The 23,455-nt window shown below is 73.6% G+C and carries 22 protein-coding genes; 11 read left to right on the top strand and 11 right to left on the bottom strand.

Features of this window, described 5'->3' with window-relative positions; genetic code table 11:
- Positions 1-22: 22 nt before the first annotated feature.
- The 4 genes from dop to QMF98_RS07565 form a co-directional block, all read right to left on the bottom strand.
- Positions 23-1,624 carry a depupylase/deamidase Dop gene (dop, locus tag QMF98_RS07580; protein ID WP_337975370.1) on the bottom strand — a complete coding sequence of 534 codons (1,602 nt, stop codon included), beginning with the start codon at positions 1,622-1,624 and terminating at the stop codon, positions 23-25.
- Between the two features lie 61 nt (positions 1,625-1,685).
- Positions 1,686-3,320 carry a proteasome ATPase gene (arc, locus tag QMF98_RS07575; protein WP_263730396.1) on the bottom strand — a complete coding sequence of 545 codons (1,635 nt, stop codon included), beginning with the start codon at positions 3,318-3,320 and terminating at the stop codon, positions 1,686-1,688.
- Between the two features lie 155 nt (positions 3,321-3,475).
- Positions 3,476-4,510, bottom strand: a complete 1,035-nt coding sequence (locus QMF98_RS07570) for a tRNA (adenine-N1)-methyltransferase (protein ID WP_337975369.1) — start codon at positions 4,508-4,510, stop codon at positions 3,476-3,478.
- 51 nt (positions 4,511-4,561) lie between these two features.
- Positions 4,562-5,695 carry a site-2 protease family protein gene (locus QMF98_RS07565; protein WP_337975368.1) on the bottom strand — a complete coding sequence of 378 codons (1,134 nt, stop codon included), beginning with the start codon at positions 5,693-5,695 and terminating at the stop codon, positions 4,562-4,564.
- Positions 5,696-5,895: 200 nt separating this feature from the next.
- On the opposite strand from QMF98_RS07565, the gene QMF98_RS07560 reads away from it, so the two are divergent.
- Positions 5,896-6,771, top strand: a complete 876-nt coding sequence (locus QMF98_RS07560) for a RecB family exonuclease (protein WP_337975574.1) — start codon at positions 5,896-5,898, stop codon at positions 6,769-6,771.
- Positions 6,772-6,774: 3 nt separating this feature from the next.
- On the opposite strand, the gene QMF98_RS07555 is transcribed toward QMF98_RS07560, so the two are convergent.
- The gene (locus QMF98_RS07555) at positions 6,775-7,446 is read right to left on the bottom strand and encodes an HAD family hydrolase (protein ID WP_337975367.1); all 672 of its coding nucleotides are present in this window, start codon (positions 7,444-7,446) and stop codon (positions 6,775-6,777) included.
- Positions 7,447-7,589: 143 nt separating this feature from the next.
- Here QMF98_RS07555 and QMF98_RS07550 point away from each other — a divergent pair, with 143 nt between their 5' ends.
- Entirely contained in the window at positions 7,590-8,402 is an 813-nt protein-coding gene (locus QMF98_RS07550; protein ID WP_337975573.1) for a PAC2 family protein, read from the top strand.
- Between the two features lie 37 nt (positions 8,403-8,439).
- Here the strand turns inward: QMF98_RS07550 and mshC are convergent, their stop codons facing one another.
- Positions 8,440-9,702 carry a cysteine--1-D-myo-inosityl 2-amino-2-deoxy-alpha-D-glucopyranoside ligase gene (gene mshC, locus QMF98_RS07545; protein WP_337975366.1) on the bottom strand — a complete coding sequence of 421 codons (1,263 nt, stop codon included), beginning with the start codon at positions 9,700-9,702 and terminating at the stop codon, positions 8,440-8,442.
- A gap of 62 nt (positions 9,703-9,764) precedes the next feature.
- On the opposite strand from mshC, the gene QMF98_RS07540 reads away from it, so the two are divergent.
- A complete protein-coding gene (locus QMF98_RS07540; protein WP_337975365.1) occupies positions 9,765-10,796 on the top strand; it encodes a magnesium and cobalt transport protein CorA in 1,032 nt (343 codons plus the stop codon).
- Between the two features lie 42 nt (positions 10,797-10,838).
- Here QMF98_RS07540 and QMF98_RS07535 read toward each other — a convergent pair whose 3' ends face one another.
- Complete coding sequence (locus QMF98_RS07535) at positions 10,839-11,726, bottom strand: undecaprenyl-diphosphate phosphatase (RefSeq protein WP_337975572.1); 888 nt, start codon at positions 11,724-11,726, stop codon at positions 10,839-10,841.
- A gap of 76 nt (positions 11,727-11,802) precedes the next feature.
- On the opposite strand from QMF98_RS07535, the gene QMF98_RS07530 reads away from it, so the two are divergent.
- The gene (locus tag QMF98_RS07530) at positions 11,803-12,771 is read left to right on the top strand and encodes an aldo/keto reductase (protein ID WP_337975364.1); all 969 of its coding nucleotides are present in this window, start codon (positions 11,803-11,805) and stop codon (positions 12,769-12,771) included.
- Between the two features lie 23 nt (positions 12,772-12,794).
- Here the strand turns inward: QMF98_RS07530 and QMF98_RS07525 are convergent, their stop codons facing one another.
- Positions 12,795-13,103: a primosomal protein gene (locus QMF98_RS07525; protein WP_337975363.1), complete on the bottom strand. Its 309-nt coding sequence runs from the start codon at positions 13,101-13,103 to the stop codon at positions 12,795-12,797.
- A 117-nt stretch (positions 13,104-13,220) separates the two neighbouring features.
- On the opposite strand from QMF98_RS07525, the gene QMF98_RS07520 reads away from it, so the two are divergent.
- Positions 13,221-13,466: a DUF5703 family protein gene (locus tag QMF98_RS07520; RefSeq protein ID WP_291762622.1), complete on the top strand. Its 246-nt coding sequence runs from the start codon at positions 13,221-13,223 to the stop codon at positions 13,464-13,466.
- A gap of 27 nt (positions 13,467-13,493) precedes the next feature.
- Here QMF98_RS07520 and QMF98_RS07515 read toward each other — a convergent pair whose 3' ends face one another.
- From QMF98_RS07515 to ald, 3 genes are all read right to left on the bottom strand, one after another.
- Positions 13,494-14,849 (bottom strand): M20/M25/M40 family metallo-hydrolase, encoded by a 1,356-nt coding sequence (locus tag QMF98_RS07515; protein ID WP_337975362.1) that lies wholly within the window; start codon positions 14,847-14,849, stop codon positions 13,494-13,496.
- 88 nt (positions 14,850-14,937) lie between these two features.
- Positions 14,938-17,034, bottom strand: a complete 2,097-nt coding sequence (locus tag QMF98_RS07510; protein ID WP_337975361.1) for a M3 family metallopeptidase — start codon at positions 17,032-17,034, stop codon at positions 14,938-14,940.
- Between the two features lie 44 nt (positions 17,035-17,078).
- Complete coding sequence (gene ald / locus QMF98_RS07505; protein WP_337975360.1) at positions 17,079-18,206, bottom strand: alanine dehydrogenase; 1,128 nt, start codon at positions 18,204-18,206, stop codon at positions 17,079-17,081.
- A 138-nt stretch (positions 18,207-18,344) separates the two neighbouring features.
- Between ald and QMF98_RS07500 the strand changes: the two genes are divergently transcribed.
- From QMF98_RS07500 to lgt, 6 genes are all read left to right on the top strand, one after another.
- The gene (locus QMF98_RS07500) at positions 18,345-18,860 is read left to right on the top strand and encodes an Lrp/AsnC family transcriptional regulator (protein ID WP_291762612.1); all 516 of its coding nucleotides are present in this window, start codon (positions 18,345-18,347) and stop codon (positions 18,858-18,860) included.
- Positions 18,857-19,630 carry a fructosamine kinase family protein gene (locus QMF98_RS07495; protein WP_337975359.1) on the top strand — a complete coding sequence of 258 codons (774 nt, stop codon included), beginning with the start codon at positions 18,857-18,859 and terminating at the stop codon, positions 19,628-19,630. The genes QMF98_RS07500 and QMF98_RS07495 overlap by 4 nt, the downstream gene beginning before the upstream one ends.
- Complete coding sequence (locus QMF98_RS07490) at positions 19,627-20,550, top strand: matrixin family metalloprotease (RefSeq protein ID WP_337975358.1); 924 nt, start codon at positions 19,627-19,629, stop codon at positions 20,548-20,550. Before QMF98_RS07495 ends, QMF98_RS07490 begins: the two co-directional genes overlap by 4 nt.
- A gap of 153 nt (positions 20,551-20,703) precedes the next feature.
- Positions 20,704-21,342, top strand: coding sequence for an alpha/beta fold hydrolase (locus QMF98_RS07485; protein WP_337975357.1), 639 nt, complete (start codon positions 20,704-20,706; stop codon positions 21,340-21,342).
- A gap of 102 nt (positions 21,343-21,444) precedes the next feature.
- Positions 21,445-22,434, top strand: a complete 990-nt coding sequence (locus QMF98_RS07480) for a polysaccharide deacetylase family protein (RefSeq protein WP_337975356.1) — start codon at positions 21,445-21,447, stop codon at positions 22,432-22,434.
- 88 nt (positions 22,435-22,522) lie between these two features.
- Positions 22,523-23,437, top strand: coding sequence for a prolipoprotein diacylglyceryl transferase (lgt, locus tag QMF98_RS07475; protein WP_337975355.1), 915 nt, complete (start codon positions 22,523-22,525; stop codon positions 23,435-23,437).
- Positions 23,438-23,455: the final 18 nt, after the last annotated feature.

Raw genomic sequence — 23,455 nt, 5'->3', positions numbered from 1 at the left:
TCGGCGGCCGCCGACGGCGAGGTCAGGCTCCCAGCGCCGCCAGCAGGGTCGCGGCATCCGGACTGCGGTCCAGCAGGTCGCCGACGTGGGCCCGCGTCCCTCGTGCGGGGTCCCGCATCGGCACCCGCTGCAGGGAGTGCGATCCTGGGACGTCGAAGACGACGGAGTCCCATGACGCCGCCGACACCTGGCCGGGGTACCGCGCCACCGCCTCGCCGCGGAAGTACGCGCGTGTGTCCTCGGGTGCGTGCCGCACCGCCTGCACGACGTCGTCGTCGGGCACGAGGAGCTCGACCGCGCCGGCGGCGGCGAGCCGGTGATACAGGCCCCGCTCCGGCCGCACGTCCGACCACTGCAGGTCCACGGCTGCCAGACGAGGGTGGTCCCACCCGAGCTGGTCGCGCCGACGCATCCCCTCGAGCAGCCGCAGCTTTGCCAGCCACTCCACCTCGCGGGCGCACGACGCAGGGTCTGTGCCGAGCCGGTCGAGCAGCGACGTCCACCGATCCAGCACGTCACGGGTCTGCGGGTCGATCCGGCCCGTCGGTTCCAGGGCGCCGAGCACCGAGTCGAGGTAGACCCGCTGGATCTCCAAGGCGGTCAACCGCCGACCGTCCGCGAGATCCAACCGCTCGGTGAGGGTGAGGTCGTGACTGACCAGGTGCACGGCACCGACCGGGTCGGCGAGCGCGAGCTGGTCGACCGCCGCGAGTGCAGCCGGGCCGCCGTCCACCAACGCCTTCTCGATCAGCCACAGGACCAGGGAGGTCGTGCCCAGGCGGAGGTAGGTGGCCGGCTCCAGCATCGTGGCGTCGCCGATGATCACGTGCAGGCGACGCCAGCGCGCCGGGTCGGCGTGCGGCTCGTCCCGCGTGTTGACGATCGGACGCCGCAGCGTGGTCTCGAGCCCAACCTCGGCCTCGATGTAGTCGGCCCGCTGCGAGAGCTGGAAGCCGGGAAGCTCGCCGCGCTGCCCGATCCCCACCCGCCCCGCCCCGGTGAACACCTGCCGCGTCACCAGGAACGGCGTCAGGCGGTGGACGAGATCGGCGAACGGGACTGACCGTTCGACCAGGTAGTTCTCGTGCGTCCCGTACGTCGCGCCCTTGCCGTCGACGTTGTTCTTGTACAGGACGACGTCCGGCAACGCGGGCACGGAGGCGAGGGCGCGGACGGAGGCGAGCATCACCAGCTCCCCGGCCCGGTCCCAGCGCACGGCGTCGAGCGGGTTGGTCACCTCGGGGCTGGAGTACTCGGGGTGCGCGTGGTCGACGTAGAGGCGTGCCCCGTTGGTCAGGATCACGTTCGCGGCGCCGGGGTCCTCGTACTCCTCGACGGTCGAGCGCGGCATCGGGTGGGGCCCGTCGCCCGACGGCGCCGGAGCGGCCGGGTCGTCCGTCAGCAGCGACGGGTGCGCCGAGGCGCGCTGCAGCCGGAAGCCGCGAGCGTCGTGCAGCGGGTCCTCGTCGTCGTAGTCCCAGCGCGCCTTCGCCCGGGCACCCTCGCGGGCGACGGCGTGCACTGCGACGACGTGGCTCGACAGCAGCATCGGGTTGGCGAGCGGGTGCCCGGGCTGGAGCACGCCGTACTCGGTCTCGATCCCCATGATGCGCCGGACGGTCACGTCCTCACCCTAGGGCGCCGAACGTGGGCGACCGGATGCCACCGGTGCGGTGCCGCTCGGCTCAGAGGTACTGACCCGTGCTGGTGACCGTCTCGATGGTGCGCGAGGTGTCGACACCCTTCTTGCCCTGCACGATCGTCCGGATGAAGACGATGCGCTCCCCCTTCTTGCCGGAGATGCGCGCCCAGTCGTCGGGGTTCGTCGTGTTGGGCAGGTCCTCGTTCTCGCGGAACTCCTCGACGCAGGACGCCAGCAGGTGGTCGACCCGGATGCCGCGGTGACCCGTCGACAGGAAGTCCTTGATCGCCGACTTCTTCGCCCGGTCGACGATGTTCTGGATCATCGCGCCGGAGTTGAAGTCCTTGAAGTACAGGACCTCCTTGTCGCCGCTCGCGTAGGTGACCTCCAGGAACCGGTTCTCGTCGCTCTCGGAGTACATCCGCTCGACGACCCGCGCGATCATCGCCTCCACGGCGGCGACCTCGGACCCGCCGTGCTCGGCGATGTCGTCCGCGTGGATCGGCAGGTCGGGGGTCAGGTACTTGGCGAAGATCTCGCGGGCGCCCTCGGCGTCGGGGCGCTCGATCTTGATCTTCACGTCCAGTCGACCCGGGCGCAGGATCGCCGGGTCGATCATGTCCTCGCGGTTGGACGCCCCGATGACGATGACGTTCTCGAGCCGCTCCACGCCGTCGATCTCGGCGAGGAGCTGGGGCACGATCGTCGTCTCGACGTCGGACGACACCCCGGTGCCGCGGGTGCGGAACAGCGACTCCATCTCGTCGAAGAACACGACGACCGGATGCCCCTGCGACGCCTTCTCCCGGGCGCGGGCGAAGATCAGCCGGATGTGCCGCTCCGTCTCCCCCACGTACTTGTTCAGCAGCTCGGGGCCCTTGACGTTGAGGAAGTACGACCGGGCGGCGTTGGGGTCGTCACCGCGCGCCGACGCCGCCGTGGCCGCCAGCGAGTGGGCCACCGCCTTCGCGATCAGCGTCTTGCCGCAGCCGGGAGGGCCGTAGAGCAGCACACCCTTGGGCGGCTTGAGCCCGTGCTCGCGAAACAGCTCCGGGTGCAGGAAGGGGAGCTCGACCGCGTCGCGGATCGCCTCGATCTGCGCGCCGAGGCCACCGATGTCCGAGTAGTCGATGTCCGGGACCTCCTCGAGGACCAGCTCCTCGACCTCGGCCCGCGGGATCACCTCGAAGACGAACCCGCTGCGCGAGTCGATCGTCAGCGCGTCGCCCACCCGCACGCCGCTCGACGCCACCTGGCCGGCGAAGCGGACGACCCGCTCCTCGTCGCCGCGCCCGACGACGAGCGCACGCCCCTCGCCGAGCATCTCCTTGATGGTGACGAGCTCGCCGACCTTCTCGTACCCACCCGCCTCGACGACGGTGAGGGCCTCGTTGAGCATGACCTCCTGGCCGGGCTGCAGCTGACCGACGTCCAGCGACGGGCTGGCCCCGACGTGCATCTTGCGGCCGGCGGAGATGATGTCCACGGTCCCGTCGTCGCGGGCGCCGAGGAACACCGCGTAGGTGCCGGGCGGCTTTGCCAGCTCGTCCACCTGCCGCTTGAGCTCGACGATCTGCTCCCGTGCCGCGACGAGAGCCTCGGTCAGCCGCTCGTTCTTCGCGGCGAGGACCGCCACCTCGCGGGGCAGGTCACGTCCAGGAGCAACCGGGTCGCTCATGTCGGCCTCCGTTCGCACGTCGCTGGTCTGGCTCGGAGCCATCCTGCACGGCGCTGTGCCTGCTGGTCCGGCAACAGTAACCACCCGGCCGGACACCGCACCTGTGACGCGTCGCACAGGCCGGTCCGTCTCAACAGCCGGACCGGACGTGACCGTCAGGGCGCCGCGGGCGTCTCCGGCGGCTGACCGACCTCCCGACGCGCACGCCGGACCTTCTTGTCCGACACCGGCTGCTCGCCGAGCTCCTCGGCGGTCCACAGCTCGGCGTCGGCAACAGGCGCCCCGTCGGCCGCCACGGGATAGGCGCCCTTGGCGGGGCGGCGGCGTCGGAGCGGCGCCTGCACTCCGTCCGCCAGGCGACGAGCCGTCAGGAGGAAGCCGGTGTGGCCGATCATCCGGTGGTCCGGACGCACGGCCAGACCCTCGAGGTGCCAGGTGCGGACCATCGACTCCCAGGCGGCGGGCTCGGTGAACCGCCCGTCGGTGCGCAGGTCCTCGGCCAGCCGGGACAGCTGGGTTGTCGTCGCGACGTAGCAGACCAGCACTCCCCCCGGCACGAGTGCGTCCGCGACGACCTCGATGTTCTCCCAGGGGGCGAGCATGTCGAGCACGACCCGGTCGACCGTGCCGCGCTCGGCCACCTGCGGGAGCACGTCGGCGAGGTCCCCGACCGAGAGACGCCACGCCGGGTGCGGGCCGCCGAAGAAGCCCTCGACGTTCCCTCGTGCCACCGCGGCGAAGTCCTCGCGCCGCTCTATCGAGTGCAGCTGGCCGCCGTCACCCACCGCGCGCAGCAGGAACAGCGTCAGGGCACCGGACCCCACACCTGCCTCGACGACGCGGGCCCCCGGGAAGATGTCGGCCATCGCCACGACCTGCCCGGCGTCCTTGGGGTAGACGACGGCGGCGCCGCGGGGCATCGCGACGACGTAGTCGGCCAGCAGCGGCCGCAGCGCCAGGTACTCCACGCCGCCGGAGGAGCGCACCACCGACCCCTCGGGCTGACCGGCGAGGCCGGCGTGCGCGAACCAGCCCTTGTGGGTGTGGAAGGTGCCGCCCTCGGTCAGCGTGATCGTGTGCAGATGACCTCGCGGATCCGTCAGCTGCACGCGGTCGCCGTACCGGAAGGGTCCGGTGTGGCGGGTGGCGCCCGTCGGCGCGGGTCCGCTGGCTGCAGGCAGGTCGGTCACGGCGCCCGAGTCTAGGGTGGCGCGAGCGCCGTCCGGTGCGGTGAGCCGGTGCTAGACCCGCAGCATCGCCACGACGTCGGCCGTCCGGACGAGCCCCGCGACGCGGCCGTCCACCAGGACGGCGACGACCGGCGACAGCCGGGACGCCTGGGACAGCGCCTCGAGCAAGGCCTCGCCCGCAAGGCGTCCGTCGACCCACGCACCGACCGGCAGCGGGACGGCCACGGCGCTCACCGGGGTCGTCGCCGCGACGTCAGCCGGGACGCGACCCGCCGCGTCGACGTCGACGTAGGCGGCAGGCCGACCGTCCGGCGCGACGAGCACCACCTCGCTCGCTCCGGCCGCGACGGCGTGCTGACCGGCCACGGCGACGGTCTCCTCGGGCGCGACGGCCAGCGCCGGCCTGGCGACCGACGCCAGGGTCAGGCCGTGCACCACCCGCTGCTGCCGCGCGGAGCGGATCGATGCCGTCGCGCCGTTCCAGAGGAAGGCCGCGATCAGCAGCGCCCAGATCAGGTTGAACACCGACGGCGGCAGGCCCTGCGCGAGCGGCAGCACCACGGCGAGCAGCACCAGGCCGGCGGCGACGGCTCGCCCGACCCAGCCGGCGACCTCCGTGCCACGCGAACGGTCACGGGTCCCGGCCCAGACGGCCGCCTCGAGCAGGCGGCCACCGTCCAGCGGCAGACCGGGCAGCAGGTTGAAGACGCCGACGAAGCCGTTGCTCAGGGCGCCCGCCCAGGCGAGGTACTCCGCCAGCGACCCGACCGGCGCGACCGCTCTCAGGCCGGCGAACGCCCCGGCGAGGAGCAGGTTCGCCAGCGGGCCGACGACGGCGACCAGCGCCGACGTCGCCGGTGACGCGCTGCCGCCGACGAACGAGGTGTGCCCGCCCCACAGGGTCAGCACGAACGCCGTCGGCTGCTGCCCGCGCCGCTTGGCCACGATGCCGTGGGCCAGCTCGTGCGCCAGCACGGAGGCGAAGAGCAGCACGACGAACACCGCGGCGACGAGGTAGGCACCGGCGCCGAGCCGGGTGGCGCTCCGCACCGACGGCGCGTAGGCCGCCGTCAGCACCACCACGGCGAGCAACGACGAGGGCGCCAGCACCACGGGCGCGCCGGCCACGTGGCCGATCACCCAGCCGGGCTGGCGGGGCGGGCGCGGGTCCGACGGGCTGCTCACCGGCTCAGCGTAGGTGGCCCGGCAGCGCGTACCGTGCGGCAGCCGCGTACCGAGGTCGGGATGTCGGTGGTGCCGCCTACCCTCGGCGGGTGAGCATCGACCAGGACGAGACGGCTCCCGAGCAGACCGCGGAGCTCGACGGCGCGGTCGACCCCCTGGACGTCGCGTCCGCCGCCGTGGAGGTCGCGGTCGAGGAGACCATCGAGGACGCGGCCGAGACCTCGGACCGGTCGGCGTCTCGCGTGCCGCCCGGGCTGTCACCCTCTCGCGCGCACGACTTCCTGCAGTGCCCGCTGCTGTTCCGCCTCCGCGTCGTCGACCGCCTTCCCGAGCCCACCACCGAGGCGGCCGCTCGCGGGACGCTGGTGCACTCCGTCCTCGAGCACCTCTTCGACCTGCCGGCATCCGAACGGACCATGGACGCCGCCCGGGCGCTGCTGCTGCCGCGATGGGCTGCGCTGTGCGAGAGGTCCGAGGCGTACGCCGGCCTGTTCGCGGACGACGCGGCGCGCGACTCCTGGCTCGTGTCCGCCGAGGGCCTGCTCGCGACCTACTTCACGCTCGAGGACCCGAGCCGCCTCGAACCACGCGCCCGGGAGCTGAAGGTGCGTGCGGAGCTCGACGGCGGTCCGCAGCTCCGTGGCGTCATCGACCGGGTCGACGTCGCACCCAACGGGTGGGTGCGGGTCGTGGACTACAAGACCGGCCGGTCTCCGCGCCCCGGCTACGAGGGCGACGCCCTGTTCCAGATGCGGTTCTACGCCTACGTCGTCTGGCGCACGCGCGGCACGCTCCCCCGCCTGCTGCAGCTGGAGTACCTCGGTGACGGGACCGTGCTGCGCCACGAACCGACCGAGTCCGAGATGCTCACCCTCGAGTCGCGGGTGCGGTCCATCTGGGCCGGCGTGCAGGAGACGGCGCGCAGCGGCGACTGGCGTCCACGGACCTCCAAGCTGTGCGACTGGTGCTCGTTCCGCCAGCTCTGCCCGGCCTTCGGCGGCACGACGCCCGAGGTGTCGGACGACGCGGTCGAGCGGGCGACCGGCGTACGGCCCGAACGGGCGACCGTCGCCTGACGGTCAGGCGGCGCGCAGGTCGAGCACGTGCCCGGCACCGACCCGGGCCAGCGTGGCCAGATCGAGATCGGTCAGCCCGGAGGCCCGGCTGAGCTCGGGTGCCGGCGGCACCGTCGACGGCGAGGCCAGGGCCACCACCCGGGCACCCGCGGCGAGGGCCGCCGCCACGCCGGACGGTGAGTCCTCGACGGCCACGCACAGGCCTGGCTCGACACCGAGCAGGCGCGCGGCCGTGAGATACGGCTCCGGGTGCGGCTTGGAGTTCGCGACGTGGTCACCGGCGACCACGACGTCGAACAGCCCCACCGCCTCGGCGAACGGAGCGGCGAGAACAGCCTGCGACGACGTGACCAGGGCCTGCGGCACACCGGAACCGCTCAGCTCCGTGAGCAGCTCGACCGCCCCCGGCTTCCACGGGATGCCGGCGGCCACCGCGGCCCCGACGCGGGAGTTCAGCGCCTCGGCGATCTCGAGCGCGGTCAGGGTCACCCCCCGCGCCTGGAGGGCAGCGGCGCACACCGCCATCGACGACCCGATCATGTCCACCGCGTCGGCGGCGGTCCAGACCCCGGAGTACGCCTCGACCAGCTCGGTCTCCGCGGCCATCCAGTACGGCTCGGTGTCGATGAGGGTGCCGTCCATGTCCCACAGGACGGCGGCGGGCAGCTCGAGCATCGGCCCATCGTACGGAGCCGTCGACGCGCTTCCTCCCGTCGACGCCCACACCGGAGCGCGCGCAGCCCCTGCACCCGGGCCGCCCCGCCTAGGCTGTCGGGGTGAGCGACGTGACGGCGGACCTGCCCGGTGACGACACCGTCATGCTGGCGGCGTTCGAGGGCTGGAACGACGCCGGCTCCGCGGCGACGGAGGCCCTGACCCACCTCCACCAGGCCTGGGACGCCGAGCAGATCGACGAGCTGGACCCCGAGGAGTACCACGACTTCCAGGTGAACCGTCCGGTGATCGCCGTGGACGAGGACGGCGTCCGCCGGATCAGCTGGCCCAGCACCTCCGTCGCTGTTGCACGGGGCCCGCGCACGGGACGCCAGGTGGTGCTGGTGCACGGCATCGAGCCCTCGATGCGGTGGCGGCGCTACTGCAACGAGGTGCTCGACATCGCCGCGGGCTTGGGCGTCCGGACCGTCGTCACCGTCGGCGCGCTGCTCGCGGACGTGCCGCACACACGCCCGATCCCGGTGAACGCCACCAGTGAGGACGCCGTGGTCCGCGCCGCCCTCGGCCTGGAGGCCAGCACCTACGAAGGCCCCACCGGGATCGTGGGGGTGCTCCAGCACGAGGCGGCCGCGCGTGGCATGCAGTCCCTCTCGCTGTGGGCGGCCGTGCCGCACTACGTCGCGCACCCTCCCTCGCCTAAGGCGTCCCTGGCGATCCTGCACCGGATCGAGCAGCTTCTCGGGGAGTCGATCCCGCTGGGCGAGCTCCCGGACGACGCCGCGGCCTGGCAGGCGGGGGTCGACGAGCTGGCGGGCGAGGACTCCGAGATCGGCGACTACGTGCGCCAGCTGGAGCAGGCGAAGGACACCGCCGAGCTGCCCGAGGCGAGCGGCGAGGCGATCGCGCAGGAGTTCGAGCGCTACCTGCGTCGGCGCGACACCGGCAACGGCGGCTGACGGACGACCGGTCCGGCTGCAGGCCCCGCTGCAGGCCCTAGAGGCGCACGCCCAGCAGGGCGTCCACCGCGCGGGCCACCACCCCGGGTGCACCCTCCACCGGCTCGTCGGCCCCGCGCACGGCGCGTGCCACCCAGTCGTCGACCGCCTGCAGGGCCGTGGGAGTGTCGAGGTCGTCCGCCACCGCCGCACGCACGGCGGTCAGGGTCGCCGTCGCGTCCGGTCCACCGTTGCCCGAGACCGCACGCCGCCAGGACGCCAACCGCGTGCGCGCCTGTGCGAGCTGGTCCGCCGACCACTCCCAGTCGTGCCGGTACCGGTGCGCCAGCAGCGCCAGCCGGATGGCCATCGGGTCCTCGCCCTGGTTCCGGAGGGTGGAGACGAGCACCAGGTTGCCCCTGGACTTGCTCATCTTCTCGCCGTCCAGGCCTACCATCCCGGCGTGCACGTGGACCCGTGCGCCGTGGCCCGCGTCCAGCAGCCGCGCGTGCGAGGTGCTCATCTCGTGGTGCGGGAAGAGCAGGTCGGACCCACCACCCTGGACGTCGAAGGGCAGCCCGAGACCGTCCCGCGCGATCACCGCGCACTCGATGTGCCAGCCGGGACGACCCCGGCCGAGCGTCCCGCCGTCCCACGCCGGCTCGCCGGCGCGCTCCCGCCGCCACAGCAGCGGATCCAGCGGGTCGCGCTTCCCGTGGCGCTCGGGATCCCCGCCCCGCTCGGCGGACAGGGCGAGCATCGTGTCCCGGTCGAGGCCGGCGACGGCCCCGAAGTCGCGGTCCGCCGTGAGGTCCGCGTACACGTCGCCCAGGCCGGTCCCGTCGTCCACCGCGTCGGGCGTGGGCACGCGGTAGGCCGCCCCTGCCTCGAGCAGCGCCTCGACCGCCACCACCACGTCCGGGAGCACCTCCACGACGCCCCGGTAGACGTCGGGCGGGATGACTCCCAGCGCGGTCATGTCCTCCGCGTAGAGGGCGATCTGGTCGTCGGCGAGCGAGCGCCAGTCGACGCCGGTCGCGGCCGCCCGCTCGAGCAGAGGGTCGTCGACGTCCGTGACGTTCGACGCGAACCGGACGCTCAGACCGGAGTCCCGCCACGCGCGGTTGAGCACGTCGAACGCGACGGCGGTCGCAGCGTGCCCCAGGTGCGTCGCGTCGTACGGCGTGATTCCGCAGACGTACAGCGTCGCGGTCGGTCCGGACGACGCCGGCACCAGCTCGCCGGTGGAGCTGTCCTGGACCCGGACGACGGGGCCTTCACCCGGGAGCCGCGGGACGTGCGGGGCAGGCCAGGTGAGCACGTCCGGAAGCCTAACCGGCCCGGCGATGCGCCCCCGCCGGGCGACCGAGTCAGAATGCGGGTGTGACGGGCGCCACCGACAACCCGGGACGCGAGGCCGTCCCGCTCGCTGTCTACCAGCAGCGGGACGGGACATGGGCCCGGGTGCCGTGGGATCGCCAGCTCGTCGTTCGCCCCGGGGGCCGCAGCACACCCACCTGGGTGGTGCTCGAGCGGCTGGCCGACCTCGCCCCGGCGGCACGGGCGTGGGGTGCCGACGAGATGACCGTGGCGCTGGCGCAGCAGCGGGTCCGGCGACTGGAGACCGGGCGCCCGACCACCGCGCTGTTCGCGCACGTGGACCACGCGCGCACGGGGGACGTCCTGCTGTCGATCCCGACGATGTGGTACGACGACACGACCAGGGACGTGCACACCGGCGACCTGACCGCCGTGGCGTGCGACGACCTGCTGCTCTCGGTCGAGGAGGGCAGTGCGCACGTGCACGACATCGCGGCCGAACGGCTGACCACGGGTGCCCCCACCCCCGACCGCGGCGCGCGCGAGGCGCTGGCCGCCCTGCTGTTCACGATCCTGGCGCGCGCCAGCGAGGTGGAGCTCGGGCTCGGCGACGCGGTCGGGCACACCGAACGCCTGGTGTTCAGCTCGGGCAGCTCGGACCCGGTCGAGCGCATCTACGACCTGAAACGCGAGATCGCCGAGGCGCGCCGAAGCCTCAGCCCGCTGATGGCGGTGCTCCCCGAGCTGGAGGACGACGAGGACCGCCACGCGGCGCGCACCAGCCAGTGGCTGCACCGGCTGCAGGCGTCGGTCGACCGTCTGGACCGCCACCTCGACGCCCACGACTCGCTGCTCGGAGCGATGCTCGAGGTGCACCTGTCGCAGGTGTCGGTCCGGCAGAACGAGGACATGCGGAAGATCTCCGCGTGGGCGGCGATGATCGCCGTGCCGACGCTGATCGTCGGGCTCTACGGCATGAACTTCCACCACATGCCGGAGCTGAGCTGGACGTACGGCTACCCGCTCGCGGTGGTCGTCATGGGAGCCGCCTGCCTGTGGCTGTACCGCGCGTTCAAGCGCAGCGGCTGGCTGTAGCGACCGGCCGCTGCCGGCGCGCGACCCTTCTGCCGTGACGGGTCAGGGCGTGACCGGCACGCTCGGGTCCAGGGCTCCGGTGACGAGCAGCAGCACGACGACGGCTGCCAGCCCGATCCGGTAGAGCACGAAGGGTCGGTAGCTGTAGGTCGAGACGATCTTCAGGAACACGATGATCACGAGGTACCCGACGACGAACGCCACGATCGTCGCGACCAGCGTCAGCCCCAGACCCGGTACCCCGGCGTGCCCGAACCCGTCGAGGTTGGTCACCAGCTCGTAGAGCCCGGAGCCGAACACCGCCGGGATCGCCAGGAGGAACGAGTACCGGGCGGCGGCCTCGCGGGTGTAGCCCATCAGCAGACCGCCGGTGATCGTCCCACCCGAGCGGGAGACGCCGGGGATCAGGGCCAGCGCCTGCCAGAAGCCGAACTGGACGGCGTGCCGCGGCGTCAGCGTGTCGAGCGGTCGCTCCTTGCGGCCCACCCGGTCCGCCCAGCCGAGCAGCAGCGCGAACCCGACCAGCGTGAGCACCGTGATCCAGAGGTTGCGCAGCACGTTCTCGATCGAGTGCTGGAACAGCACGCCGAGGATGACGATCGGCACCGACCCGATGACGATGAACCACCCCATCAGCGCGTCGTGGTCGGCCCTGGCACCCTCGGGCACGCCGGCACGCGACCGCCAGTCCGTGCCGCGGTCGCCGCGCAGCGCCCGCCACCAGGCGGAGACGATCCGCACGATGTCGCGGCGGAAGTACAGCAGCACGGCCGACTCCGTGCCGAGCTGGATCACCGCGGTGAACGCGGCACCCGCGTCCCGGCCGCCGATCAGCTCGCTGATGATCCGGATGTGCGCGCTGGACGAGACCGGGAGGAACTCCGTCAGACCCTGCACCAGTCCGAGCAGGATCGCCTCGCCGCCGCCCATGCCGCTCGCCACGGGGCGCACCATATCCTGCGCGGCGCGCCGGGCCCCGGACGCCCCGCGGTTAGGGTGACCAGTCATGGAGCAGCGCCGGGTCGGACGTACCGGCCTGCACGTGTCGTGGCTTGGCCTCGGCACGATGACCTGGAGCCGGGACACCGACGAGCACGACGCGGCGCAGCTGCTGCGGGAGTTCGTCGAGGCGGGTGGCACCCTCCTGGACACCTCCGCGTCCTACGCCGACGGCGGTGCCGAGGAGCTGATCGGCCGCCTGCTGCGCGGTGCGGTCGCCCGTGACGAGGTGCAGCTGTGCACCAAGGCGGGTGTCCGCCGCACCCCCGACGGTTCGGTGGTGGACGCCTCTCGTGGCGCGCTGCTCGACAGCCTGGACGCGTCGCTGCGGCGGCTCGGCACGGACCACGTCGACGTCTGGCTGGTGCAGAACCCCGACCCCCGGACCCCGCTCGAGGAGACGTGCTCGGCCCTCCGCCTCGCGGTGAGCTCGGGACGGGCTCGGTACGTGGGCCTGTCCAACCACGCCGGCTGGCAGGTGGGGCGCGCGGCGACGCTGCTCGAGCCCGACGTCGGCCTCGGGGTGCTGCAGGCCGAGTACTCGCTGCTGCAGCGCGGCGTCGAGCGCGAGGTGGTGCCGGCCGCCGTCGCTCTCGGCGCCGGACTGCTCGCCTGGTCACCGTTGGGGCGCGGCGTCCTCACCGGCAAGTACCGCCGGACGGTGCCCGCCGACTCGCGCGCGGCGTCCGCGCACCTGGCGGGCTTCGTCGAGCCCTACCTCACGCGTCCGGCGTCGGCCGTCGTCGAGGCGACCGCGACCGCGGCGACGGGGTTGCAGCGCTCCCCCGCTGAGGTCGCGCTCGCATGGCTGCGCACGCGTCCCGCACTGGCGTGCGCGGTGCTGGGCGCGCGGACGCCGGCGCAGCTGCGCGCGTGCCTGGCGGCGGACGACCTGACGCTGCCGGACGAGATCGTGCGGGCGTTGAGCGAGGTCAGCGCCCCGCCGGTCGGCTATCCCGAGCGACCGGCCGGCTGACGTCCCGCCACGTGGCCCCGGAGTCAGCGCGAGACGGGCGCCTCGTCGTCCTCGTCCTCGTCCTCGGCTGACCAGTCCTCGTCCGACTCGTCGTCGGCATCGTCGTCCTCGTCCTCCTCGGACTCGTCATCCTCCTCACCGAGGTAGAACGGCGTCGCCTCCCCGAAGACGGTGCCGAGGGCGTCGTCGTAGACCTCGAAGGCGTCGGCGAGGACGTCGTACGCGTCGTCGACCGCCGGGTCGTCCTCGCCGTGGCGGCTCTCCACGGCGTGGTAGTGGGCCTCGAGCGCGGCGATCAGCCGGTCGAGCGCAGCGCGGGGGTCGACGGTCATGCCGTAGACCGTATCGCCGCGCAGGGCACAATGGCACCGCGCCGGTCGTTGCGCGGGTGCAGCGCCGGCAGGGGTGGACCGCCGTACGACCCACGCGACGAGAGACGAGGTGAGCGGGTGGCCGAACGAACGACGGCCGGCCGGGGCGACTTCCTGTCCCGGGGCGGCCAGTACGAGTACCGCACCCTGACGATCCCGCGGACCACCGACGGGAACGACGCCCGCCGGTTGCTGACGTACGAGGCGGAGTACGGCCGCTGGGAGCTCGCCCGGACCCGGATGTACGTGGGCGGCGAGCGTCGCGTGCTGCTGCGTCGCAAGATCATCCGGGTGCAGAGCACGCTCGGCGCAGACCTCGACTGAGCGGCCACGCCCGTCGAGGGCGCGGGCTCAGCAGGTCTGCAGCAGGCGGTCCAGCACGCGGGTACCGAAGCGCAGGGCGTCCACCGGCACGCGCTCGTCGACCCCGTGGAACATCGCCGGGAAGTCGAGGTCCGCCGGCAGCCGCAGCGGTGCGAACCCGTACCCGTGGATGCCCAGGCGTGCGAGCGACTTGTTGTCGGTGCCGGCGGAGAGCATGTACGGCAGGACCACCGCACCCGGGTCCTCGGCCTGGACCGCGGCCGTCATCGCACCGACGAGGTCGGTGTCGAAGGGCGCCTCCGGGCCGATGTCACGATGCTGTGACTCGATGCGGACGTGCTCACCGAGCAGCTGCTGCAGCGTGGCGTCGAACTCGGCCTCGTGCGCGGGCAGGAACCGACCGTCGACGGTGGCGCGTGCCGAACCCGGGATGACGTTCGCCTTGTAGCCCGAGGCGAGCTGCGTCGGGTTGGTGGTGCTGCGCAGGGTCGCGCCGACGAACCGCGAGGCCGGGCCGAGGGCGTCGACCAGGGCGTCGGCCGCCCGCTCGTCCTCCGGGTCGAAGGGCAGGCCGGTCAGGTCCGCAACGCCCTCCAGCAGCCGACGGACCGTCGGGGTCAGCTGGTAGGGCCAGCGGTAGGCGCCGATCCGGGCGACCGCCGCCGCGAGGTGGGTCACCGCGTTGTCCGGGTTGACCTGGCTGCCGTGGCCGGCACGCCCCTCGGCGACGAGCTGGAGCCACGCCAGCCCCTTCTCGGCCGTCTGGAGCAGGTACGCGCGGTGGCCGCCGACCTCGACCGAGAAGCCGCCGACCTCGCTGATCGCCTCGGTGGCACCGGCGAACAGCTCGGGCCGGTTGTCCACCGCCCAGCGGGCGCCGTGCACCCCGCCCGCCTCCTCGTCGGCGAACATCGCGAGCACGACGTCACGGGCCGGCCGCCGACCCTCGCGGACCATCTGGCGCACCACCGCCAGCACCATCGCGTCCATGTCCTTCATGTCCACGGCCCCACGGCCCCAGAGGACGCCGTCGACCTCGACGCCCGCGAACGGGTCGACGGACCAGTCGGCCGCCTGCGCCGGCACCACGTCCGTGTGGCCGTGCAGCACCAGCGCGGGCCGGTCCTGGTCGCGTCCCTCGAGCCGCACCACCACGTTGGCTCGGCCGGGCGTGCTCTCGAAGAGCTCCGGCTCGAGGCCGACCTCCTCCAGCAGGCCGACGACGTACTCGGCGGCCAGCCGCTCCCCCGGGCCGCTCGAGTCGCCGTAGTTGGAGGTGTCGATCCGGATCAGCTCCGCGCAGATCCGGGCGACCTCGGCCTCCGCGGGTGTGCCGGAGGCGATGGTGGGGGCGTCGCCGGCGGTCGGCACGGGCTCGGGCATGAGATCACGCTACCGGGGAGGCGGAGTGTCGCCGCAGGGGTGCGCCGGCGGCCTCCTGTCACCGGTGCGGCACGGCCGAGCAGGACCGTCAGAGGCTCAGCCCGCGGCGCACGAGGAGGGGTTCCAGCCGCGGCTCGTGGCCGACCAGCTCCCGGAAGGCCTGGATCGGGTCGAGGGACCCGCCGCGCGACAGCACGGCCGCCCGGAGGCGATCACCGTTCGCGCGCCGCAGGCCGCCGTTCGCGGTGAACCAGTCGACCGTGTCGGCGTCCAGCACCTCCGACCAGAGGTAGGAGTAGTAGCCGGCGGCGTAGCCGCCCCCGAACACGTGGTTGAAGTAGGAGCTGCGGTACCGCGGCGGCACCGTGGGCAGCGCCACGCCGGCCGCGTCGAGCGCGGCGGCCTCGAACGCCTCGACGTCGGCCGGGTCCGCCGGGACGTCGTCGGGCGCCAGGCGGTGCCACGCCTGGTCGAGCAGTGCTGCGGCCAGGTACTCGGTGGTGGCGAAGCCCTCGCCGTCCTGCCGACCCTCGACCAGCGTGTCCAGCCACTGCGCCGGCACGGGCTCGCCGGTCTCGTGGTGCACGGCGAACCGCCGGAGCACGGCGGGGTCCCACGCCCACATCTCGTTGACCTGCGACGGGTACTCGACGAAGTCGCGCGGCACGGCCGTGCCGGACTGGGACGGGTAGTGCACGTCCGACACCAGGGCGTGCAGCGCGTGGCCGAACTCGTGGAAGAGCGTGATCACGTGGTCCCACGTCAGCAAGGCCGGCTGACCGGGTGCAGGACGCGGGATGTTGGCGTTGTTCACGACGACGCAGCGCTGGCCGAGCAGGCGCGACTGGTCGACGAGGGTGTTCATCCAGGCGCCGCCGCGCTTGCTCTCCCGGGCCCACGGGTCCGCGAGGAACAGGCCGATGCCGTCGCCGTCGGCGTAAAGCACCTCGAACACGCGGACGTCGGGGTGGTAGCCGGCGAGGTCGGTCCGCTCCGTGAAGGTGAGCCCGTACAGCTGGTTCGCCGCCCAGAACACCCCGTCGACCAGCACGCGGTCGAGCTCGAGGTACGGGCGCAGCAGGGACTCGTCCAGCGACCGACGGCGGCGCCGGACGGCCTCCGCGTAGTACGGCCAGTCCCACGCCTCGAAGGTGGCGCCGGGCACGTCCATCGCCAGGGCGGCCGCGAGGTCGTCCGCCTCGCGCCGCGCGTTCGCCACGGCGGCGGGCGCCAGGCCGGTGAGCAGGTCCGTGACCGCCTCCGACGTGGTCGCCGTCCCGTCCTGTGCCACGTAGTCCGCGTGGTGCACGAAGCCAAGCAGCCGCGCGCGCTCGGCGCGGAGGCGGGCCAGCTCCAGCAAGATCGGTCGCGTGTCGTGGTCGGGGCCGAGCCCACGCGTCACCGCCGCTCGATGCACGCGTTCCCGCAGCGCCCGGTCGTGCAGGTTCGCCAGCACCGGCTGCGTCGTGGGCAGGACCAGCTCGAGCAGCCAGGCACCGGTGTGCCCCCGGTGCTCCGCCGCCGCCGCGGCGGCCGCCACCGCGTCCGGCGCGAGACCGGCCAGCTGGGCCTCGTCGGTGACGAGCACCGCGGCGGCATTGGAGGCGGCGAGCAGCTCGCGGCCGAAACGGGCGTCGAGGGCAGTGATCCGCTCGTTCAACGCCCGCAGCCGCTCCTGGTCCGCAGGGCCCAGCCCGACGCCGGACCGGCGGAAGTCGAGGTCGAGCCGGTGCAGCAGCCACGCCGTGTCCGGCTCGACCGCCAGGCGACCGTCGGCCACCTCCTGCACCAACGTCCGGACCCGGTCGTAGAGCCGGCGGTCGAGGAGCATCGCATCGTGGTGCGCCGCGAGCAGCGGCGCCACCTCCTCCTCGAGCTGCTCCAGGGCTTCCGTCGAGTCGGCACCGAGCTGGTTGTCGAACGCGGCCGTCACCCGGTCGAGCAGCTGACCCGACCGCTCGAGCGCCACCACCGTGTTCTCGATCGACGCAGGCTCTGCGTCCGTCGCGATCGCCTCGAGCTCCGCGCGTTGCTGCGCCATGCCCGCCAGGAGGGCCGGTCGGTAGTGCTCCTCGCGGATGGCGCGGTAGTCCGGCAGGCCGTAGGGCAGCCGCGACCCGGACGCGAACGGGTTGCTCGGGTCGAGCACGGCGTCGTCGGCGGTCGGGCGGGGGGCGTCGGTCACGACGCCATCGTCGCAGGCGGTCGACGCAGCGCCCCCGACTGCTGCTAGACCGTGGTGCTCCGCAGGACGTCGGCGGGCGAGGCCACCGGGTAGCCGTGCGCCGAGCCCACCGGCTCGCTGTACAGCCGACCGGCGTGGGTGGTCAGGCCAGCGGCGAGCGCCGGGTCCGCCGCGAGCGCAGCGCGCCAGCCGTCGTCCGCCAGGGCGCCGAGGTACGGCATGGTCACGTTGGTCAGCGCACGCGTCGACGTGACCGGCACGGCGCCCGGCATGTTGGCGACGCAGTAGAACACCGAGCCGTGCACGGGGAACGTCGGCTCGTCGTGCGTGGTGGGCCGGGTGTCCTCGAAGCACCCGCCCTGGTCCACCGCGACGTCCACGAGCACCGACCCCCGCTGCATCCGGGACACCAGCTCGTTGCTGACCAGGTGGGGGGCCCGCGCGCCCGGCACCAGCACGGCACCGATCACCAGGTCCGCCTCGAGCAGGGCCTCCTCCACCGCCCAGGCGCTGGAGGCAACGGTCCGCACGGCCCCTCCGAGCTCGACGTCGAGGCGCCGCAGCCGGGGCACCGACACGTCCAGCACGGTGACCTGCGCACGCATGCCGACCGCGATCGTCGCCGCGTGGAAGCCGACGGTCCCGCCGCCCAGCACCACCACACGGGCGCCGTCCACCCCCGGTACGCCTCCGAGCAGCACCCCGCGGCCGCCCTCGTTCCGCATCAGGTGGTAGGCGCCCACCTGGGTGGCGAGCCGGCCGGCGACCTCGCTCATCGGCGCGAGCAGCGGGAGCGAGCCGTCGGCGAGCCGCACGGTCTCGTACGCGATCGACGTGGTCCCCGCGGCGAGCAGCGCGTCCGTGGCGGGACGGTCGGCGGCCAGGTGCAGGTACGTGAACAGGACGAGGTCGTCCCGCAGGTACCCGTACTCGGACTCCACCGGCTCCTTGACCTTGCAGACGACGTCCGCCTCGGTCCACACCGCGGCGGCGTCCGGCACGACGACGGCGCCGGCCGCCCGGTACTGCTCGTCGTCGATCGCCGAACCGAGGCCGGCGCCGGCCTCGACCAGCACCTGGTGGCCCGCGGCGGTCAGCCGGTGCACCCCTGCGGGGGTGGCGGCGACGCGGTACTCACGGTTCTTGACCTCGCGGGGGATGCCCACCTTCATCGACGTGCTCCTGGTCGCCCGGGCTGCGGCCGGTCGGTCCCGGCCGGACGTGCACCGTGTGGTTCACGTCACACACGATTGTGAACTTCACGTGTTTCCGGCGCGTCACCACCGCAGGATCTTCGGTAGGTTCGCGCCATGTCAGTCGGATCGTCGTCGTCAGGCTCTGCGCGACGGTCTGCGTCGACCGAATCCTCGGCGGTCCTCGACGACGTCGACAGGGCGATCCTGCACGAGCTGGAGCGCGACGGCCGACAGTCCAACAAGGACCTCGCCGCCCGCGTCGGCATCGCGCCGTCCACGTGCCACGCGCGTGTCCGGGCCCTGCGCGAGTCCGGTGTGCTGCGCGGCTTCACCGCGCAGGTGGACCCCCAGGCGCTGGGACGCGGGCTGCAGGCGATCATCGCCGTCCGGCTGCAGGCGGCCGCCCGGGCGCGGCTCGGCCGGTTCGCGCGTGCCCTGGCCGAACGTCCGGAGGTGCAGGACGTGTACCTGCTGGGCGGTTCGGACGACGTGCTCGTGCACGTGGCCGTGGCCGACTCGCAGGCCCTGCGCGCCTTCGTCGTCGAGCACCTGTCCACGCGCCAGGAGGTCGCCCACACCCAGACCAGCCTGGTGTTCGAGCACCTGCACCTTCCGGCGGACGCCCGATGACCCTAGGCGTGCACCGCAAGGCACGTGCGGGCGCGCCTCGCGGTTTCTTCGCCTGCGAGGCGGCGGGACTGCGGTGGTTGCGCGCGGCCGACGCCGTACCGGTGGTGGAGGTGCTCGACGTCGCGGAGGACCACCTCGACCTCGTGCGGCTGGAGCCCGCACCGGCGTCACCCCGCGCGGCACGTGACCTGGGGCGCGGCCTCGCCGCCCTGCACGACGCCGGCGCCGACGCCTTCGGTGCACCGCCCGACGGGTGGTCGGGTGACGGGTTCTTCGGTCCGCTCGAGCATCCGCTGCCCATGGCGTCCGGCCGGTACCCGTCCTGGGGCGCCTTCCTCGCGGAGTGCCGCCTCCTCCCGCTCGCGGCCGAGCTGCGCCGCTCGTCGACCGTCGACGCCACGACCCTGAACGGCCTGGCACGGCTCGCCGACCGGCTGCGCAGCGGTGCGCTGGACGACGACGACACCCCGGCCCGCCTGCACGGCGACCTGTGGTCGGGCAACGTCGTGTGGACCGCCGCGGGCGCGACGCTCGTCGATCCCGCCGCGCACGGCGGTCACCGGGAGACCGACCTCGCGATGCTTACGCTGTTCGGCCTGCCGCACCTCGACCTGGTGCTCGCGGGATACCAGGACGTCCATCCGCTGCGTCGCGGCTGGCAGCACCGCGTGGGGCTGCACCAGCTCTACCCGGTCGGCGTGCACGCCTTGCTCTTCGGTGGCGGCTACGTGGAGCAGCTGCGCGGGCTCGTCCGGGCGGAGGAGCGATGAGCGAGCCACCGTGGTGGCCGGAGCGCCGCCCACGCGACGCGCAGCGCGCGTGGACCGCTTCCGGGGACATCCCACCGTCGGACTGGTCCCGGGCGTCGAGCGCTCCGCCGGTCACCGAGGCTCTCGCCGTCCCGCTCGGCAGCCGTCCACCCCGGCGTCGGGGGTGGCTGGCCGTGGTCCTCGTGCTGGTGCTGGCCCTGACGACCGTGTGGCTCAGCGGACGGCTCGGCTCGGCCACCGCAGCCCGCAACGCACCTCCGCCGGGGCGTGAGGAGTCCGCGGTCCCGCTCGGCACTCCCCCGCTCGGGGCGCCGACCACCGGTCCCTACAGCTTCCTGCAGACGCAGTCCGACGGCGTCTCACCCGTCACCTACGACCCGTGCCGCCCCCTCCACTACGTCGTCCGCACGGACGGCGCTCCTGTCGGCGGGGACGTGCTGATCGCAACGGGACTGGCACGCATCTCCGAGGCGACGGGGCTGCAGTTCGTCGCCGACGGCAGCACCACCGAGGCGCCCATGGAGCACCGGCCGGTGTACCAGCCGGAACGCTACGGGCGCCGCTGGGCACCCGTCCTGATCGCGTGGTCCAGCCCGGCAGAGACGCCGGAGCTCGCCGGCGACGTCGCCGGGAGCGCCGGCTCCTCCTCCGTGACGCTGCACGGGACGGCGCACTACGTGAGCGGCATCGTGGTGCTCGACGGACCCGCGATCACCCAGCTGCTCGGCTCGGCCAACGGCACCGCGCTCGCCCAGGGCGTCGTGACGCACGAGCTCGCCCACCTGGTGGGGCTGGGCCACGTGAACGACCCGACCCAGCTGATGAACCCGACGGCGGCGGTGAACGTCACCTCCCTCGCCGACGGCGACCGGGCCGGCCTGGCGCGCCTCGGCACGGGGCCGTGCGTGCCGGGACTGTGACCAAGCGCACCTGTGAGCCCCACCACCGTCCCAAGGCGATTCCCAGGTTCGGCACGTACCGTCGGTTGATCGCTCAGCGCCGAGCGTGACCGCCGGGACCGTCCCGGCGCGCCGGACCTCGCAGGAGACGTCATCTCGCACCCCATCGTGCTCGTGCACGGCACCCGCACGTCGTCATCCATCTGGGACCCCCAGGTCGCCGCGCTCCGCGCGCGCGGGCACCACACGATCGCCGTCGACCTCCCCGGCCACGGCACCCGCCGGGGCGAGCGGTTCACCCTGGAGGGAGCGATCCAGGCGATCGACGACGCCGTCGCCGCGTGCCTCACCCCGCCGCTCCTGGTCGGACTCTCGCTGGGTGGCTACACGTCCCTCGCCTACGCCGGCCGCCACGAGCACCAGCTCGCCGGTGTGCTGCTGGCCGGGTGCTCGACGGAGCTGCGCGGCAAGCCCATCGGCGTCTACCGGCGGCTGGCGCACCACGCGAACCGGCTGCTGAGCGTCGGCGGCGAGTCCTGGCACGTGGTGACGGACATGCTCGCCGCCGTCGCCGGGTACTCCCCTTTGGCGGACCTGCGTCGGCTGACGCTGCCCGTCTGGCTGGTCAACGGCGCCCGCGACCCCCTGCGTCTGGACGAGCGCCGCTACCTGCGGGCCCGCCCCGGCACGCGGCTGACGGTCGTGCCCGGCGCCGGGCACGACGTCAACAGCCACGCCCCGGCGGCGTTCAACCGCGCGCTGTTCGAGGCGATCGCGGAGCTGCGGCACCACGAGGTGCCCGTCCTGGTCTGAGTGGCCACGTCGGGTCCCGGTGGGCGACCCGACGAGGTGCGACCGGCCGGAGGTCCCTGGACGGCACATCCCGGGCGCGACACCCTGGACGTGGAGGTCGTCATGGGCGTCGACACGGTCGTCCTGTCTTCCGGCGTCGTCGGCGCCGGTCCCGGCCGCCGGCGCGGCAGAGCGCTCCCGCTCGTCGGGATGCTGCTGACGGTGCTGCTGGCAGCCGACTGCACGACGTCGACCACGCCGCCGCAGGCACCGACGAGCACCCCCGTGCCGACCGCCTCCTCGACCCCCACCCCGAGCACCGGACCCGCCACGCCGACAGCGACCGCCAGCCCGGCACCGGCGCTCCCGACACCGGTCCCGTCGCCGTCGTCCCCGTCCCCCGCTCCCCCCGTTCCGCCGCCGCAGCCCCCCGCACCGCCCACCGTCGCTCCGCCGGCGCCCCCGTCGGGCGTCCCTGCCGCCTGGCGCGGCGTGGACGTCAGTCGGGTCGCCACCGACCGAGCCGTGGTGGCGCTGACGTTCGACGCCGGTTCGTCGAACGCCGGGGTCGCCTCGGTGCTGGCGACGCTGGCCCGCTACGACGTGCCGGCCACGTTCTTCGTCACCGGCCAGTTCGCCCGGCGCTACCCGGCCGACGTCCGGGCGATCAGCGCGGCGGGTCACCCCGTGGGCAACCACAGCGACTCGCACCCGGACTTCACGCAGACCACCACCGCGGAGATCCAGCGTCAGCTCTCCGCCGCGGAGGCGTCGATCAGCGCCGCGACCGGCCACGCCGCCAAGCCGCTGTTCCGCTTCCCGTACGGCGCCCGGACCGCGGAGGACATCCACGTGGTGAACGACGCGGGCTACGTCCCGTTCCGCTGGACGGTGGACACGCTCGGCTGGAAGGGCACGAGCGGTGGGCAGTCGATGGAGTCGGTCCGGGCACGGGTGCTCGGTTCGGCGCAGCCCGGCGAGATCGTGCTGATGCACGTCGGCGCCAACCCGGACGACGGCAGCACGCTCGACGCTGCGGCTCTCGGCTCGGTGATCGAGGGGCTGCGCGAGCGGGGGTACTCCTTCATCACGCTGCGTTCGCTGCTCCCCTGAGCCGCGTCGTTGCGGGGCTCGCAGGTCGATGTGCGAGCATCCGGTGACCGGCGGACCCGGCGGTCGGGACCCAGCGTGGTGAGGAACGATGCGACCGACGTACATCCCCAGCCCGTCACAGGGCGTCTGGTACCTCGGACCGGTGCCGATCAGGGCCTACGCGCTGTGCATCCTGCTCGGCATCGTCATCGCGACGCTGTGGACGCAGCGACGCTGGGCGGCTCGCGGCCGCGACCCCGAGCAGGTGCTCGACATCGTGTTCTGGGCGGTGCCGTTCGGCATCGTCGGCGGCCGGCTCTACCACGTGATCACCGACCCCGAGCTGTACTTCGCGCCAGGGCGGCAGCCGATCCGGGCGCTGTACATCTGGGACGGCGGGCTCGGCATCTGGGGCGCGGTGGCCCTGGGCGCCGTCGGTGCGTGGATCGGGTGCCGCAAGCACGGGGTCCGGCTCGCGGACTTCGCCGATGCGGTGGCCCCCGGGCTCGTGCTGGCCCAGGCGATCGGCCGATGGGGCAACTACTTCAACCAGGAGCTGTTCGGCGGCCCGACCACGCTCCCGTGGGGCCTGCTGATCGACCCGGCGCACCGGCCGGCGGACACCCCGGACATCGCGACCTACCAGCCGACCTTCCTGTACGAGTCGCTGTGGGACGTCGGCGTGGCGCTGCTGCTGGTGTGGGCCGGCCGACGGTTCCAGCTGCGCCGTGGCCGCCTGTTCGCCCTGTACGTCGCGGCCTACACCGTCGGACGCGCCTGGGTGGAGGCACTCCGCGTCGACCACGCGAACCACTTCCTGGGTCTGCGCCTGAACGACTGGACCAGCCTGGTGGTCTTCCTCGGTGCGATGGCGTTCCTGCTGGTGCGCCGGTCCGGGGACGGCCGCGCGGCCGACGACGACGGCGAGGTCGACGCGGACGACGCGCCGAGCGACGAGCTGCCCTCCGGCAAGGCACCTTCCGGCGAGCTGCCGTCGGGCGGCGTGCCGACCGGGGGCGCCTGACCCGAGACCCGGCCGGGC

Source organism: Cellulomonas sp. NTE-D12 (assembly GCF_027923705.1).
Lineage (GTDB): Bacteria > Actinomycetota > Actinomycetes > Actinomycetales > Cellulomonadaceae > Cellulomonas.
This window is presented reverse-complemented; position numbering and strand designations above follow the sequence as displayed.